Origin of the sequence: Algoriphagus aestuariicola (genome assembly GCF_017254835.1) — a bacterium.
Classification (GTDB): domain Bacteria; phylum Bacteroidota; class Bacteroidia; order Cytophagales; family Cyclobacteriaceae; genus Algoriphagus; species Algoriphagus aestuariicola.
The window spans coordinates 364,301-378,509 of record NZ_JAFKCW010000003.1; the positions used below are offsets into that span (position 1 = coordinate 364,301).

The following is a 14,209-nucleotide window of genomic DNA, read 5'->3' on the forward strand; positions in this document are numbered from 1 at the left end:
TAAAATGGGTAGGTTTTCGGCCAAATACTACCCTATGAAAAAGTACGTCTGGCCGTTTTTAGCCCTTGGATTAAGCTATTGTCAGGAAAAAGCAGTTCCTCCCGCTCCGGTTTTGCCGGTGCCTCACGAGCGTCAGATCGCTTGGCAAGAATTGCAATTTTACGGATTTGTCCACTTCAATATGAATACCTTCTCCGATCGGGAGTGGGGTTTTGGAGATGAAAAACCCGAGCAATTCAACCCAACAGCTCTTGATGCCAGACAGTGGGCTCGAGTGGCCAAAGAGGCTGGCATGAAGGGCCTGATCATTACGGCCAAGCACCACGATGGCTTCGTGCTTTGGCCATCGGCCTATACCGAACATTCGGTCAAAAACAGTCCCTGGCGTGATGGAAAAGGGGACCTGATCCGCGAATTTGTCGACGCTTGCAGAGAGTATGGCTTGAAGGTCGGGATTTATTATTCTCCATGGGACCGAAACCATCCGGACTATGGCAAGCCGGAATATGTAACCTACATGAAGAACCAGCTTACCGAGTTGCTAACTAACTACGGGGAAATCTATGAAGTCTGGTTTGACGGAGCCAACGGCGGAGACGGCTGGTACGGCGGAGCAAACGAGGAGAGAAAGGTCGACAAAAGAACCTACTACGACTGGCCGACCATGCACGCACTGGTGCGCGAACTCCAGCCCAATGCCATGATGTTTAGCGATGCGGGACCGGACGTACGCTGGGTCGGCAACGAGCATGGATTTGCCTACGAGACCACTTGGTCCAACCTTATGCGCGACTCCACCTACGCCGGGATGCCGGACTTCGACAAGTGGGCTTCCGGCCAGGAAAACGGCACCCACTGGGTGCCAGTAGAGTCCGATGTCAGTATCCGTCCAGGGTGGTATTATCACAAATACGAAGACCACAAGGTTCGGACTTTACCGGATCTGATGGAGATCTACTACAAAAGCATCGGACAAAACAGCTCGCTTTTGATCAACTTTCCGGTGGATACTCGAGGATTGATCCACGAAAAAGACGAAGAAGCCATTTTGAAGATGGCGGCCAAAGTGAAGGAAGACTTCGCAGTGAATCTCGCCAAGGACGCTTCCTTCGAAGCCAGCGAAGACCGCGGTAAGGGATATGAGCCGACAAACCTCAATGACGGCGACTTTAACACCTACTGGACTACTTCCGATGGGCAAGTGCAGGCCTCTGTGGAAATCGACTTTGGAAAAGAAGTCTCATTCAACCGTCTCCTTCTCCAGGAATTTGTCAATCTCGGTCAGCGGGTGAAGTCATTTTCCCTAGAAAAAGAAGTGAATGGCAGCTGGGAAAAAGTCGCTGAAGGCACCACCATCGGCTACAAGCGCATCCTGAGGTTTGCGGACACGCAAGCCCAAAAGATCCGTGTCAATTTCCTCGACTCGAAGGACATTCCCGTGATTTCCGAGATTGGTGTGTTTTCCGCGCCAGCCTTGCTTTTCCCTCCAAAGATCACTAGAACCCCTGACGGCAAAGTCAACATCCAAGCTGCCGAATCTGACTTGGAAATCTTCTACACGACCGATGGTTCCACCCCGGAAAAAGGCAAAAATGCCTATTCTGGAGAGTTTGATGTGGTTTCTGCTCAGACTGTTCAGGCAATTGCTGTGGACCCAACTACTGGAAATACTTCAGAAATTGCCTTAGTGGAATTCGACCTTCCGAAAGTGAGCTGGAAGGTTGCGAGCTCGGATGAAAAATCCGTGCGCGCAATAGACGAAAATATCCACTCTTATTTCACGACGGAAAACAACAATTTCCAAGTCGACTTGGGTAATACTTCCGAATTGACGGGCATTTCTTACTATCCAATGCAAGCCCGTTATCCCAGCGGATTTATCGCGGACTATGCCGTCGAAGTAAGTGAAAACGGAAGCTCTTGGAAAGAAGTAGCTCGGGGAGAATTCTCCAATATTGCGGCCAGCCCAATCGAGCAATACGTTCGCTTTGAAAAGGTGCCAGCACGCTATGTCCGCCTCAAGTCCCTGAAAACCACCGATGGCAACAAGGCCACCGTGGGGGAATTTGGCGTTATTACCCGCTAACACTGAAAACAATTTTGTGGTTTCTGGGCAAATTGGCTACTTTCTCAGCTCAATTTGCTTAGAGCCCAAATAATTAACCTATGAACAGACGCATCGCCCTGCGGCATCTGGCTTTGATCTCGGGAGGACTCGTCCTGATTCCTTCCTGTGATTTTAGCAAAGAGGATATCCTCGCCGCGTACGAAAACCTTAAAGTCACCGCTTCCCAAAAGAACCTTTTGGGGATGATTTCCGATACCATCATCCCTGCCGGAGAGATCAAAGGAGCTCTCGATCTAGAGGTACCAGACTTCATTCTGGTCATGGTAGACGACTGCTTCACTCAGGACAATCAAACAAAATTCACCGAGGGCTTAGCCTCTTTCCCCGATTATGTGAAAAACGCATCGGGAAAGAAATTCGAGGATCTCTCCACAAAGGAAAAAGAGGAAGTCATCCTTGCCGGCACCAAGCTGGAAGGAGATGATACCGATGAGGGGAAGAAAAAAGCGGCCGTCGCCTATTTCCTGAATTCCACCAAAAGACTAACTATCCAAGGCTATATGGCCTCCGAATACATCCAAACCGAAGTCATCCCCTATTCCCTCATCCCTGGCGAATACAACGGAGCAGTCTTGATCTCTGACCTCCAAAAACCTAGAGTAAATGGCTAATCTGAATATCCGCAACAAACAGGAGCGAACCTACCAAGCCATTGTAATCGGATCGGGTATCAGCGGAAGCTGGGCCGCCAAGGAACTCTGTGAGCTAGGCGTAAAAACTCTTATGCTCGAGCGCGGGCGCAATGTGGAGCATAGCAAGGACTACCCCACCACCACGATGTTACCCTACGAATTCGAACATCGAGGCCAAATCCCAGAAAAAATCAAGGAGGAAAATCCGGTTGTCAGCCGCTGCTATGCTTTCCGAGAGGATGCAATGCACTTTTTTGTAAAAGACAAAGAGCATCCTTATGTCCAAGAAAAGCCTTTTGACTGGATCAGGGGCTACCAAGTAGGTGGAAAATCCCTACTGTGGGCTCGTCAAGTACAACGTTGGTCTGACTTCGACTTCGAAGGTCCAGCGAGAGATGGTTTTGCCGTGGACTGGCCGATTCGATACAAGGACCTCGAAAAGTGGTATAGCCATGTCGAAAAATTCGCAGGTGTCTCTGGTTTCAGAGACGGCATCGACACGCTTCCCGATGGAGAATTCCTTCCCGGCTACGAGTTAAACATCGTCGAAAAACACTTTGCCGACCAGCTGAAGAAAAACTATGGCGGCACCCGCCATATGATTTCAGCACGTTGTGCGCACATCCACGGCAATGCGGAATATTACGCCCAACAAGGTAGAACCCTTTGTCAAAACAGAAACCTCTGTCAGCGCGGCTGTCCATTTGGAGGCTATTTCAGCTCCAATTCATCGACCATTCCTTGGGCTTTAAAAACCGGAAATCTAACCCTGAGACCAGACGCCGTGGTTCATTCCATCATCTATGACGAGGAAAAAGGCAAAGCCACCGGAGTCCGTATCGTGGATCGGTTGACGAAGGAGACCGAAGAATTTTACGCAGATGTAATCTTCCTGAATGCAGCAGCGTTGAACTCCAACCTTGTCTTGATGAACTCAACCTCAAGCCGCTTTCCAAATGGGCTTGGCAATGACAATGGGCTTTTGGGCAAGTATGTGGCTTTCCACAACTACCGGGCACAAGTTTCGGGAACTTGGGAAGGACACAATGAATACACCACCTCCGGCGGTCGTCCTACGAGCGGATATTTCCCAAGATTCAGAAATGTCTACAAACAAGAAACAGACTTCCTGAGAGGCTATGCGGCTGGATTCTCTGCAAACCGCGGCGTTCGGTCAAACTCGGACGGCATAGGTATGGAGCTCAAAAACAGCCTCCTCAACCCCGATCAATTCGGTCCTTGGTACGTGGGCTCACACATGATGGGCGAAACCATTCCGAAGGAAAGCAACTTCGTAGCCTTGGACTTGAGCCAAAAAGACGAATGGGGGATGCCTCTTCTGAAAGTCAGCGTGGACTACGACGACAACGACGAAAAGATGATCAAAGATTATCAGGAGCAGATGTCAGAGATGTTTGAAAAGGCTGGCATCACCAATATCCGGGTCAACGATGATCATAGAATCCCTGGCTTGGACATCCACGAGATGGGCGGTGTACGCATGGGCAAAGATCCCAAGACTTCCCTGCTCAACGCCAACCACCAGCTTCACGCGGTTCCAAATGTATATGTGACCGACGGGGCGTCAATGACCTCCACTTCCACGCAAAACCCTTCGTTGACCTACATGGCTTTTGCCGCCAGGGCTGCGCATCATGCGGTGGCCGAAAGCAAAAAGTAAGTCAGATTGGAATTCTAAAAGCTGATAGCAGAAATCTGAAAAAGGTCCAAATTTTCAATTTGGACCTTTTTTTATTCTTCATTTTTGGCTTTTCCAAGCCTTCAACCATCCCAAGATCAAGTCCAACCCATACTCGGTGAGATAAGCTTCGGGATGATATTGGATTCCCAAAATCGGTAGCGTCCGATGAGCCATTGCCATAATTTCACCGGATTCTGTTTCCAGAACGCACTCTAAGCAATCTGGTAGGTTCTTGAGCTGGAGCGAATGATAGCGCGTGACCTGAAACTTCTCAGGAAGATTATCGGTGAAAAAGTGCGGCCTTGTCTTTCGCACATTATGCACTTTGCCATGAATCGGCACCTCGTTTTTCACCAAGTCTGCTCCAAAAAACTCCCCGATGGCCTGATGTCCCAAGCAGACGCCAAGAACGGGGATTTTGTCATGGTATTTTTCGAAAATCGCATTCAGATTTCCCGATTTGCTAGGAATCCCAGGCCCAGGAGAGAGAATAAGACCCTGAAAATCAATCTTTTCCAGGTCTGCAAGCATCGCGTCATTTCTCAGGATCAGGAGTTCCTCGCCGGTCTGACGGATGAGGTCTGCAAGGATATGGCTGAAAGAATCAAAGTTGTCAATCAGCAGCAGCATCCTTAAATCCCTCGACGATCTCGTCAACCGTCTTTTGCAGTTCCCCAATTTTTGGCACCACCGGTTCTAGCACCCAAATTACCGCGGGTGCGAGGGGTTCTACATATTGAAGAAATTCACTTTTCGCACTCCATTCCTTGGACATTTTCAGATCAAAAAGATTGGCAAGCCAGAGGAAAAGACTGATGAAAAAGGCGGTCTTGACTATCCCCAAAATAGCACCTCCTATGCTATCCAGGCCGCCCAACAACACCAAGTCCACCATTTTTTTCATCATCCAGCCGGCAATACCAACGATTGCCATCGTGATGCCGAACACAATCAGAAAGGCGAGGATGGGAAATGCGAAAGTAATTTGGTCTAGATGCTTGGCTAGGTATTTACTCATCGGCTCCATAAAATACACGCCGAGAATGATAGCCAAGACAAAGCCTACGAGCCCCATAATCGTCCTCAGAAGGCCTTTCCTATAGCCCTCGATGGCACCAAGGATGATCAGGATCAGCAGTATGATATCGACCGTTGCCAACTCAGTTGTTCAATAAGGCCTTTACCATATCCGCAATCGCCTTGCCATCGGCTTTTCCCGCAAGCTTTTTGGTCGCTCCCATTACCTTGCCCATATCCTTAGGACCCGTAGCACCCACCTCGGCGATGACCGCTTGGATCTCAGTCTTCAATTCTTCCTCGGAGAGCGCCTTTGGCAAAAACTCCTGAATCACTGCCAGTTCGGCCAATTCAACATCCAACAAATCGGTCCGCCCCTGCTGCTGGTAAATATCTGCGGAGTCTTTGCGCTGTTTGGCTGCTTTGGTCAGCAGCTTCATTTCATCGTCTTCGGACAGCTCTCCTTTGAAACCTTCCTTGGTTTCTTCCAAAAGTATCATGGATTTGATCGCACGAAGCGCTGTGAGGCGTACCTTGTCCTTCGCTATCATCGCCGATTTTATTTCCCCTTCTATTTTCTGCTTTAAAGCCATTAGTCCTAAGTTTGTGTTTCTTCAAAAATTTCGGGTAAAAATACCCTTTTTTCCCAGCAGATATGACTAAGCTGAGTGTAAATATCAACAAGATCGCCACCCTGCGCAATGCACGCGGAGCAAACAATCCCGACGTGGTGAAAGTGGCTATGGATTGCGAGCGATTTGGCGCACAAGGGATTACGGTGCATCCAAGGCCTGACGAGCGACACATTCGATATCAAGATGTACTCGACCTAGCGACGGTAGTGTCGACTGAATTTAACATCGAAGGCTACCCGGATCAGCGCTACATGCAGCTGTGCAAAGAGGTGAAGCCTGCACAGGCCACCCTCGTACCTGATCCGCCAGATGCCATCACGTCCAACACCGGCTGGGATACGATTTCAAATCAAAGCCAGCTCCGAGACATCGTTGCCGAACTCCAGTCCTATGGTTGTAGGGTTTCGATCTTTATCAATCCCGAGGATAAGTATTTCGAACCGGCCAAACTGACTGGTACGGACCGGGTAGAGCTCTACACGGAGCCCTATGCTTCACTTTTTCCCAAAGACAAAGAAAAAGCCGTGAAGCCCTATGTTGAAGTTGCCTTAATAGCCAAAGAGCTCGGACTTGGACTCAATGCAGGCCATGATCTTGATTTACACAATTTGGCCTACTTAGCCCAAAGCATTCCTTTTTTGGAGGAGGTTTCCATCGGACATGCGCTAGTTTGTGACGCACTCTACTATGGCTTGCAAAACACAATCCAGATGTATAGGAGGCAGCTAGAATTGTAGTCAACGGTCCACAGACTACAGTCAATGGCGGGTTGAAAAGAGCTCCATTTATTTAAACATTTACTTATATCATTCAAATTTGAAGATTTAAGAGTATGGAAGGAGTCGATCAATCTGTCAGCCGGGGTCAGCAAGTTGATTAAAACTTTCCCTGCAGCGGAAAGATTTGTTTTGAGTTCTCAAATGCAACGGGCAGCAGACTCCGTTGCTCTGAATATTGCAGAAGGATCTACAGGCCAGTCAAATGCCGAATTCAAAAAGTTTCTCAGCTATGCTAATCGCTCGGAGATAGAAGTGGTCAATTTCCTGTATCTGGGGAAGAAAAGAGACATAATCAATGAGGAAGATTTTTCAGTTTGTATGCTGTATACGAAGCCTTAATTGTGAAAATTCAGGCACTAAAAAACTCCTTTTAAAGTTGAACATTTGATTTTATTACTGCTCGGCTGCCGTCTGCGGACTGTCGACCGTTGACAAAAAAACAATGAAACTAAACTATAAAAAAACCGGCTCTGGAAAACCATTGGTCATCCTCCACGGCCTATTCGGCTCTTTAGACAATTGGTTTTCGATTGCAAAGGAACTCGTGGAGCACTACACGCTCTACTTGGTCGATCAGCGAAACCACGGCGACTCTCCCCACGCCGAAGCGTGGAATTACGCCGTGATGGTGGAAGATTTAAAGGAACTTTTGGACGCGGAGGGATTGGATAAAATCTACTTGATGGGTCACTCTATGGGTGGAAAGACGGCGATGAATTTTGCCGTCAACTATCCGGAGCTGGTTGAAAAACTGATTGTGGCGGACATCGCTCCGCGCTACTATTCACCCCACCACCAATCTATCTTGGAAGGGTTGAATTCCTTGGATCTCAAAGAAATCAAATCGAGAAAGGAAGCGGATGATCAGCTAGCCAAATACATTCCCGAACTCGGTGTCCGTCAGTTTTTGCTAAAAAGTCTGACAAGAGACAGCGAAGGCTTTGTTTGGAAAATCAACCTTCCTGCGATCACAAAAAACATTGAAAATGTGGGCGAGGCTCTTATGGAAGGAAGTCATTTCGATGGACCAACCCTCTTTTTGGCGGGAGCAAATTCCAATTACATCCAACAAAAAGACCTACCTGACTTGGAAGCCCATTTCCCCAACTATCAGCTTGAATTCGTAGCCAACGCAGGACACTGGCTACACGCCGAGCAACCGCATGCGGTGGTAGAGGAGATGAAAAAGTTTTTAAAATAAAAAAGGGGATGTAAAAACCCCCTTTTTTAAACAAAAACTAATTTTTCAATTTTAAGGAATAGCCCAGCTCCAAGGCCCAATAACTCATGCTGGTCGAATGGGTGACGTGATATTCTTCAGACTCGAAGATGACCTCCGGAAAATCGCGTACGACCACCGCGTTCATCATTGTGATCCCAAGGCTCCCTTTCACAAAAAGCGATGATCTCTCGTTTAACGCATAGTGTAGCTCAACATTTGGTTTTACTAAAGGGAATACACGGTTTTCCACTAGTTGGGATCCGGAAAATGTAAGGTCGTAAAGTGGAACACTGGAGATGGTGCCGTCAGGATTCTTTTTGTCATTTCGCATAGTTTGGAATGATTTAGAATTTTCGTAATAGCGATCTTTGCTTGGCATGTAGCCAATCCCAAATGCCAAATTCGCTCGAATAGAGAACTTGCTATTCTTAGGATTGTGGTGGTAGCCTATAAAGGGTAAAATCGAAAAATGATGAATTTCTCCAATACCATGTCGACCAATTCCAAATTGGAAGCCGTTTCCATACCGATTTACTCCGAGGTCGATCCCATAGATCAAGCCATTTTCCTTTATTGTTAGTCCCGAGGCAGTAATCGACCAACCACCGGAATTGACTGTTCTCAATCCATCAAAGTTCCCACTATAGCCCCAGTTGATGCTTGGAAAGCCTAAAGAGAGACTAAGCGATTTCTGGGCAAATGATCCGGAGTGTGCTGCCAAAAATACTAAAAGGGTTACGGCGATAGTTTTAAACATGAATTAAAATCCCTTATCTATTTGGTAAAGATCAAAATCCCAGTACGCAAACCCACCCGCACCATCACCATGGTTTCCTCCAACTTCCACATAAAAGTGGCTATCCAGCCTATATGATTCCAACCCCCTTGAGGAAGAATAATGGGTCTCTTCGTAGACGTCATTCCATTTCGAGTCGTTGTCGATATCTGACTGAATACCAATACTGTTTCTCTTGCTTTTGAACCAATAATCCCAAGATATTTGAATCTCTGTAGGTTCCCCGCTATAAAGTGGAGGTGAATTTCTCTTCATGTGTTTTGCCTGAGAGAACAACTTGAAATAGACTCCAGAGGACTGATACACATGTTTGGCTTCAACCCGATATTCGTACCCATTGTCGCCAGGAGTATTACTATCATATCTGCATTCATCCCAATCGCAATTGGATCCCACGGCTGCAATTCTTCTGTTCTCTAAATCCGCTTTCTTTTTTGAGAGAATGGTTCCTGTCGAGCCTTCTTCCAACAGTCCGATCACATCGTCCTCAAAAGAAAAAAGATAGACTAAATCCGAGTCGTAATCGCCTTCAATCAAATACTGTTTCAAAGAAAAATCCTTCGTCACGGCTACCAGTTTTTTGGCAAAGTCTAGATAGAACAATCTCTCACCAATTACGACAGTCTTCTCCTCGTCTAGAATATCAACGATCAGCGAGCCCTCGTATTCTTTGAGCGCATCGGTTTCATCGTCTGACAGAATTCTTGCATTTGAGGATACTTCTTGCCGTTGTATCAAGCGGGATATCGACCTGAACTCTAAGTCAATAATTTCATCAGGGTTCTGGATTGCGTCTTCATAAGCTTCAAAATCAGCAAAGCTTAACGTATTGTCCTTGACCTTGAGCTTGCTGACCTGAGTGACATCTGACAGAGATTCGTTGGGGTCTGATATGCAGCCTAAAAGGATTGCCACAGGAAGTATTAAACCTCCAATTTTCAAATTTGTTTTTTCATAAGAATATGTTTTAAAAGTTTAAGTCAATTATAAAAAAAACCACAAACTAAACAATATGACTTCTTATTTTTCAGTAAAAACACTTCATGTCACTGTATATCAGTTGAATAAAATTTTAGTAATGTGAAATCAAACGAATATTCGGAGCTTTGACGATTTTCTTACGAATTTTGCGCTATGCCCAAAGGAAAGCTCTTTTTAATCCCCAATGTACTAGCCGACAACACGGCCCATTGGGTGATCTCCCCCCAAGTACAGGAAGTCATCGCACACACCAAGATTTTTTTGGTCGAAAATCCCCGTTCCGCCCGTCGCTACATCTCCAGCCTCAAGCTGGGGGTGAATCTGGAGGAGGTGCACATGGACATTTTGGACAAGGGAACCCCGCCGGAGTTTATCAACCGGCTCATGCAGCCGCTCATGAACGGCGCCGATATTGGGGTGATCTCAGAAGCTGGCTGTCCCGGTATCGCCGATCCGGGAGCATTGGCTGTTGCCTATGCGCACCAAAAGGGAATTCAAGTCGTGCCAATTTCCGGACCTAGCTCCATGTTTTTGGCGCTGATGGGTTCGGGATTTTCAGGGCAGTCCTTCGCTTTTCACGGCTATTTGCCCATTGACAAAAAAGAAAGGGCTTTGGCTCTAAAGAAACTGGAAGCGGAGTCCATGAAAGAAAAACGCAGCCAGCTTTTTATGGAAACCCCTTTTCGGAACAACCAAATGTTGGAAGACTTGCTCGCTAACTTGGCTCCGCAAACGAAACTCTGCATCGCCAAAAACCTGACTGCTCAAGACGAATTCATCCAAACCAAAACCATCGCCGACTGGAAACATCATCCCGTCGACCTGCATAAAATCCCCACTGTTTTTGTCCTACAAAGCTTTTAAGCCATGTTTACCATCGACGCCCATCTTGACCTGAGTATGAATGCCCTAGAGTGGAACAGGGACCTCACCCGGCCTGTCGCCGAGATCAACGCCAGGGAAAAAGGCCTGACGGACAAGCCGGATCGCGGCAATGCGACGGTATCTCTTCCAGCACTTCGCGAAGGGAACATCGGCTTGGTGGTCGCCACGCAAATAGGCCGCTATGTAGCTCCAAACAATCCCCTTCCCGGATGGCATTCGCCAGAACAGGCTTGGGCGCAAACCCAAGGTCAGCTGGCGTGGTATCAAGCCATGGTCGAAAAGGGCGAAATGACCCAAATCCGCAATCTGGTGGACTTGGATCGCCATGTCGAGCTTTGGAATGATGGAAAAGAAGCGAGTGAAAAGCCAGTGGGATTTATTCTTTCCTTGGAGGGAGCCGATTCGATCGTGAGTCTGGACTATCTCGAAAAAGCCTACCAAAGCGGTTTGCGAGCCTTGGGACCCGCACATTATGGACCCGGTCGCTATGCTTTCGGTACAGATGCCTCAGCGCCACTCAGCCCGCAAGGAAAAGAACTGCTCAAAAAAATGGATGAACTCGGCATCATCCTGGACGCCACACACCTTTGTGATTTGGCTTTTTGGGATGCGCTGGAAATTTACCAAGGTCCGATATGGGCCAGTCACAACAACGTCCGGGCTTTGGTCGATCACAACCGGCAGTTTTCCGATGAGATGATCAAAGCGCTGGTGGATCGCGGTGCGGTAATCGGTGGCGCCTTCGATGCTTGGATGCTCAGTCCGGGTTGGATCAGAGGCGAGTCAAGTCCAAGAGAACGGAATGTGACGATTGCCACGGTCTTGGACCATCTGGATCACATCTGTCAGATTGCCGGAAATGCTGACCATATCGGCATAGGCTCCGATCTGGACGGAGCCTTTGGCACCGAGCAAAGTCCGTATGACCTCGAGACTATTGCCGACCTACAAAAAATCCCCGACTTGCTTCGGCAAAGAGGCTACTCCGAATCAGACGTGAATAAAGTCATGCGCGACAATTGGTTGAACTTTTTGAAGAGAGCTTGGGCCTGATCCAAGAATAATTGTATGATATCGTTGTTTTTAGGTTGCATAAATAATTCAAATTGAATTATTTGCAAGCATGTATTACTATCTAGCAACGTATGAATTGTAAAAATTTACTCCTTTTCACCCTTTTCACCCTACTAGTTTCCCCTTCCTTTTCCCAAAAATTAATGCTTACTGCGGATCATTCTGATGCAAAGTTCATCTTGCTGAATGACTATGACGATTCTGACAAGGTGGAGCTGGGTACCGGTACGGTAGAATTGAAGCTTGAAAAAGACAGCAAAAACCGCGTAAAAATCGTAAAGCCCGGCTATCAACCAGTGATCAAAGAGTACAACAAGGATCTCAAGTGGGACAAGGAACAGCGTATCGCATTGACCACTCGCCAAGTTGACATCACGGCCGAACCTTTTGATGCGGAGATCCTCGTAGACGGCCGGGTGATCGGTACCAAAGCCATCTACCTTTACGTCCAAAAGGACCGTTTTCTGACTTTGGAGGTAAAAAAGCCCGGCTACATGCCCGTGACCAAGGTGTACTACAACCAGCCGGACAAGGAAACTCCGCCTTTCAAAGACCACTTTGTCCTGAAAGATCGACAAGTAAGACTGGAAGTCTCACCTGCAGATGCCAATGTCGCTGCCAATGGCATTACCCTTGGCAAAGGCAACCAGGACATCCGAGTCCCTTTTGGCGACTGTGTGACCGTGACTGTGACCAAAGACGGTTTTGTCAACTATGAAAAAGTACTTTGCAACAAAGAAGGTGATCCTGAACCACCGGTCCGCGATAAAGCAGTTTTGGAAGACAGATTGGTAAAGATTACCACTGCGCCTAATGACGCTGCGATCGAAATCGGCGGCAAGCGTGTAGGCAACGGTTCTTACGATTTGAAAGTCGCCAAAAACTCCTGCGTCGAAATTCGCGTGAGCAAAGACGGATTTATCCGCTATGTGAAAAACTACTGCAACCAAGCCAATATGCAGGAGCCACCTGCATCGGACTTTCTGGAAATGGTCGTGGACGAGGCCTACACTTCCTCAGTTTCTTCCGACCTGGCTAACGTAAGAATCACCGTACCGGTCAACCCCGCACATTCTCCTGAAGCAGCTTGGAAAATTCTCAGCTCCATCATCACGGGCTATTTTGACATCCTTGAGACCGTGGACTACAACACTGGCTATCTGACCACTTCCTGGCAGGTGCAAAACTTCCAGTCGAGCATCATCCGTACGCGAGTGATCGTATCCAGTGGAGGCAACTCGGACCAACTTGCCTACGCGGTGAAGCTGGTGAGCCAAGAAGCCTATCTGGATGGAAAAAACCCAGTTACGGTCAAAGACGACGAGCGCTTCCAGGATTGGGCTCGAATCCTGAAAAAGTATGACGGTCTGATCCAAGAGATACAGGCCCGTTTGCAAAACTAAAGGCAATCCCAATCATCGTTCTCCTACCCCCAGCAGTGATCTGTTGGGGGTTTTCTTTTTTTGTAGGCTAGAGAAGACTTGCATTTTTTCTACCCTTAGCAAAAGGTAGATTTCCCCACCTCAAGTAGCCACAAAAACCAATGCCGGAAGCGTTGACCACTAGTCCTTTTCCCCCAGGAGCGGGGTAGTATCTGACGGAATAATGTATAAATTGACTTTCCGCATTTTCAATCCAAACCAAAAAGAAATGAAACCTATAGTACAGATTTCCCTGGATCTGACGAATATCGATGAAGCACTGGAAACGGCTGCGCTGGCCATGAGAGCGGGCGTTGACTGGCTGGAAGCAGGAACTCCGCTGATCTTGGCTGAAGGGCTTCATGGCGTGAGAAAATTGAGGGAAGCTTTCCCGGGAATACCAATTGTAGCAGATCTGAAAACCATGGATGGAGGCTATCTGGAAGCGGAAATGATGGCCAAGGCGGGTGCAACCCATGTTGTCGTCATGGCCCGCGCGCACGCCGAGACCGTCAAATGCGTAGTCAAAGCCGGCAGAGATTTCGGAGTGAAAGTAATGGGTGACAATATGATCTGCTCAGATATGGTTGAAGGAGCCAAGTTTTTGGAAGACCTCGGTTGCGACTACGTGATTCACCATATCGGCTACGATGAGAGAAGGGGAATTGCAGCAGCCGGGCATCGTATGCCCAGTCCGCTGGATCAGCTGCGAGAGGTAGTGTCAGCTGTAAATATCCCTGTACAAGCTGTTGGCGGTCTATCTTTGGAGCAGGCAATCAAGTGCCCCCAATATGGTGCTCCATTGGTGGTCTTGGGTGCACCATTGACCATTGATGCGGATTCGTTCAAAACAGCCGACGGCAATTTGGAAGCGTCCCTCCGGATGATCTGTGAAGCCATCCACGCCCAAGAAACCGTTTTACCCCAAAAAGCCTAA

Annotated in this window: 15 protein-coding genes; 10 read left to right on the plus strand and 5 right to left on the minus strand. The window is 47.8% G+C overall.

Annotation, left to right across the window (positions count from 1 at the left end; translation table 11 throughout):
* Positions 1 to 34 precede the first annotated feature (34 nt).
* From J0A67_RS14215 to J0A67_RS14225, 3 genes are all read left to right on the plus strand, one after another.
* Positions 35 to 2,086: an alpha-L-fucosidase gene (locus J0A67_RS14215; RefSeq protein ID WP_206570026.1), complete on the plus strand. Its 2,052-nt coding sequence runs from the start codon at positions 35 to 37 to the stop codon at positions 2,084 to 2,086.
* A gap of 80 nt (positions 2,087 to 2,166) precedes the next feature.
* Entirely contained in the window at positions 2,167 to 2,739 is a 573-nt protein-coding gene (locus J0A67_RS14220; protein ID WP_206570027.1) for a gluconate 2-dehydrogenase subunit 3 family protein, read from the plus strand.
* A complete protein-coding gene (locus J0A67_RS14225) occupies positions 2,732 to 4,441 on the plus strand; it encodes a GMC oxidoreductase (protein ID WP_206570028.1) in 1,710 nt (569 codons plus the stop codon). The genes J0A67_RS14220 and J0A67_RS14225 overlap by 8 nt, the downstream gene beginning before the upstream one ends.
* Before the next feature lie 78 nt (positions 4,442 to 4,519).
* On the opposite strand, the gene J0A67_RS14230 is transcribed toward J0A67_RS14225, so the two are convergent.
* From J0A67_RS14230 to J0A67_RS14240, 3 genes are read right to left on the minus strand one after another with little or no spacing between them, the layout of a single operon-like run.
* The gene (locus tag J0A67_RS14230; protein WP_206570029.1) at positions 4,520 to 5,092 is read right to left on the minus strand and encodes an anthranilate synthase component II; all 573 of its coding nucleotides are present in this window, start codon (positions 5,090 to 5,092) and stop codon (positions 4,520 to 4,522) included.
* Entirely contained in the window at positions 5,076 to 5,621 is a 546-nt protein-coding gene (locus tag J0A67_RS14235; protein WP_206570030.1) for a CvpA family protein, read from the minus strand. The genes J0A67_RS14230 and J0A67_RS14235 overlap by 17 nt, the downstream gene beginning before the upstream one ends.
* Before the next feature lies 1 nt (position 5,622).
* Positions 5,623 to 6,072 carry a GatB/YqeY domain-containing protein gene (locus J0A67_RS14240; RefSeq protein WP_206570031.1) on the minus strand — a complete coding sequence of 150 codons (450 nt, stop codon included), beginning with the start codon at positions 6,070 to 6,072 and terminating at the stop codon, positions 5,623 to 5,625.
* A gap of 62 nt (positions 6,073 to 6,134) precedes the next feature.
* Between J0A67_RS14240 and J0A67_RS14245 the strand changes: the two genes are divergently transcribed.
* The 3 genes from J0A67_RS14245 (at position 6,135) to J0A67_RS14255 (ending at position 8,094) form a co-directional block, all read left to right on the plus strand.
* Positions 6,135 to 6,851 (plus strand): pyridoxine 5'-phosphate synthase, encoded by a 717-nt coding sequence (locus tag J0A67_RS14245; protein ID WP_206570032.1) that lies wholly within the window; start codon positions 6,135 to 6,137, stop codon positions 6,849 to 6,851.
* A gap of 66 nt (positions 6,852 to 6,917) precedes the next feature.
* Positions 6,918 to 7,232 carry a four helix bundle protein gene (locus J0A67_RS23305; protein WP_206570433.1) on the plus strand — a complete coding sequence of 105 codons (315 nt, stop codon included), beginning with the start codon at positions 6,918 to 6,920 and terminating at the stop codon, positions 7,230 to 7,232.
* 103 nt (positions 7,233 to 7,335) lie between these two features.
* The gene (locus J0A67_RS14255; protein ID WP_206570033.1) at positions 7,336 to 8,094 is read left to right on the plus strand and encodes an alpha/beta fold hydrolase; all 759 of its coding nucleotides are present in this window, start codon (positions 7,336 to 7,338) and stop codon (positions 8,092 to 8,094) included.
* A gap of 37 nt (positions 8,095 to 8,131) precedes the next feature.
* On the opposite strand, the gene J0A67_RS14260 is transcribed toward J0A67_RS14255, so the two are convergent.
* Both J0A67_RS14260 and J0A67_RS14265 read right to left on the minus strand, forming a co-directional pair.
* Positions 8,132 to 8,872, minus strand: coding sequence for a hypothetical protein (locus J0A67_RS14260; RefSeq protein ID WP_206570034.1), 741 nt, complete (start codon positions 8,870 to 8,872; stop codon positions 8,132 to 8,134).
* 3 nt (positions 8,873 to 8,875) lie between these two features.
* Positions 8,876 to 9,853 (minus strand): hypothetical protein, encoded by a 978-nt coding sequence (locus tag J0A67_RS14265; RefSeq protein ID WP_206570035.1) that lies wholly within the window; start codon positions 9,851 to 9,853, stop codon positions 8,876 to 8,878.
* 192 nt (positions 9,854 to 10,045) lie between these two features.
* On the opposite strand from J0A67_RS14265, the gene J0A67_RS14270 reads away from it, so the two are divergent.
* From J0A67_RS14270 to J0A67_RS14285, 4 genes are all read left to right on the plus strand, one after another.
* Positions 10,046 to 10,756, plus strand: a complete 711-nt coding sequence (locus tag J0A67_RS14270) for an SAM-dependent methyltransferase (RefSeq protein ID WP_206570036.1) — start codon at positions 10,046 to 10,048, stop codon at positions 10,754 to 10,756.
* Between the two features lie 3 nt (positions 10,757 to 10,759).
* Positions 10,760 to 11,830 (plus strand): dipeptidase, encoded by a 1,071-nt coding sequence (locus J0A67_RS14275; protein WP_206570037.1) that lies wholly within the window; start codon positions 10,760 to 10,762, stop codon positions 11,828 to 11,830.
* Positions 11,831 to 11,994: 164 nt separating this feature from the next.
* Positions 11,995 to 13,254 (plus strand): hypothetical protein, encoded by a 1,260-nt coding sequence (locus J0A67_RS14280; RefSeq protein WP_241265199.1) that lies wholly within the window; start codon positions 11,995 to 11,997, stop codon positions 13,252 to 13,254.
* Positions 13,255 to 13,501: 247 nt separating this feature from the next.
* Entirely contained in the window at positions 13,502 to 14,209 is a 708-nt protein-coding gene (locus tag J0A67_RS14285) for an orotidine 5'-phosphate decarboxylase / HUMPS family protein (protein ID WP_206570039.1), read from the plus strand.

What these genes read in the sequence shown, in the direction of transcription:
- J0A67_RS14215 (WP_206570026.1), top strand. Translation starts at nt 35, where the DNA reads ATGAAAAAGTACGTCTGGCCGTTTTTAGCCCTTGGATTAAGCTATTGT.
- J0A67_RS14220 (WP_206570027.1), top strand. Translation starts at nt 2,167, where the DNA reads ATGAACAGACGCATCGCCCTGCGGCATCTGGCTTTGATCTCGGGAGGA.
- J0A67_RS14225 (WP_206570028.1), top strand. Translation starts at nt 2,732, where the DNA reads ATGGCTAATCTGAATATCCGCAACAAACAGGAGCGAACCTACCAAGCC.
- J0A67_RS14230 (WP_206570029.1), bottom strand. Translation starts at nt 5,092, where the DNA reads ATGCTGCTGCTGATTGACAACTTTGATTCTTTCAGCCATATCCTTGCA.
- J0A67_RS14240 (WP_206570031.1), bottom strand. Translation starts at nt 6,072, where the DNA reads ATGGCTTTAAAGCAGAAAATAGAAGGGGAAATAAAATCGGCGATGATA.
- J0A67_RS14245 (WP_206570032.1), top strand. Translation starts at nt 6,135, where the DNA reads ATGACTAAGCTGAGTGTAAATATCAACAAGATCGCCACCCTGCGCAAT.
- J0A67_RS14255 (WP_206570033.1), top strand. Translation starts at nt 7,336, where the DNA reads ATGAAACTAAACTATAAAAAAACCGGCTCTGGAAAACCATTGGTCATC.
- J0A67_RS14260 (WP_206570034.1), bottom strand. Translation starts at nt 8,872, where the DNA reads ATGTTTAAAACTATCGCCGTAACCCTTTTAGTATTTTTGGCAGCACAC.
- J0A67_RS14270 (WP_206570036.1), top strand. Translation starts at nt 10,046, where the DNA reads ATGCCCAAAGGAAAGCTCTTTTTAATCCCCAATGTACTAGCCGACAAC.
- J0A67_RS14275 (WP_206570037.1), top strand. Translation starts at nt 10,760, where the DNA reads ATGTTTACCATCGACGCCCATCTTGACCTGAGTATGAATGCCCTAGAG.
- J0A67_RS14280 (WP_241265199.1), top strand. Translation starts at nt 11,995, where the DNA reads ATGCTTACTGCGGATCATTCTGATGCAAAGTTCATCTTGCTGAATGAC.
- J0A67_RS14285 (WP_206570039.1), top strand. Translation starts at nt 13,502, where the DNA reads ATGAAACCTATAGTACAGATTTCCCTGGATCTGACGAATATCGATGAA.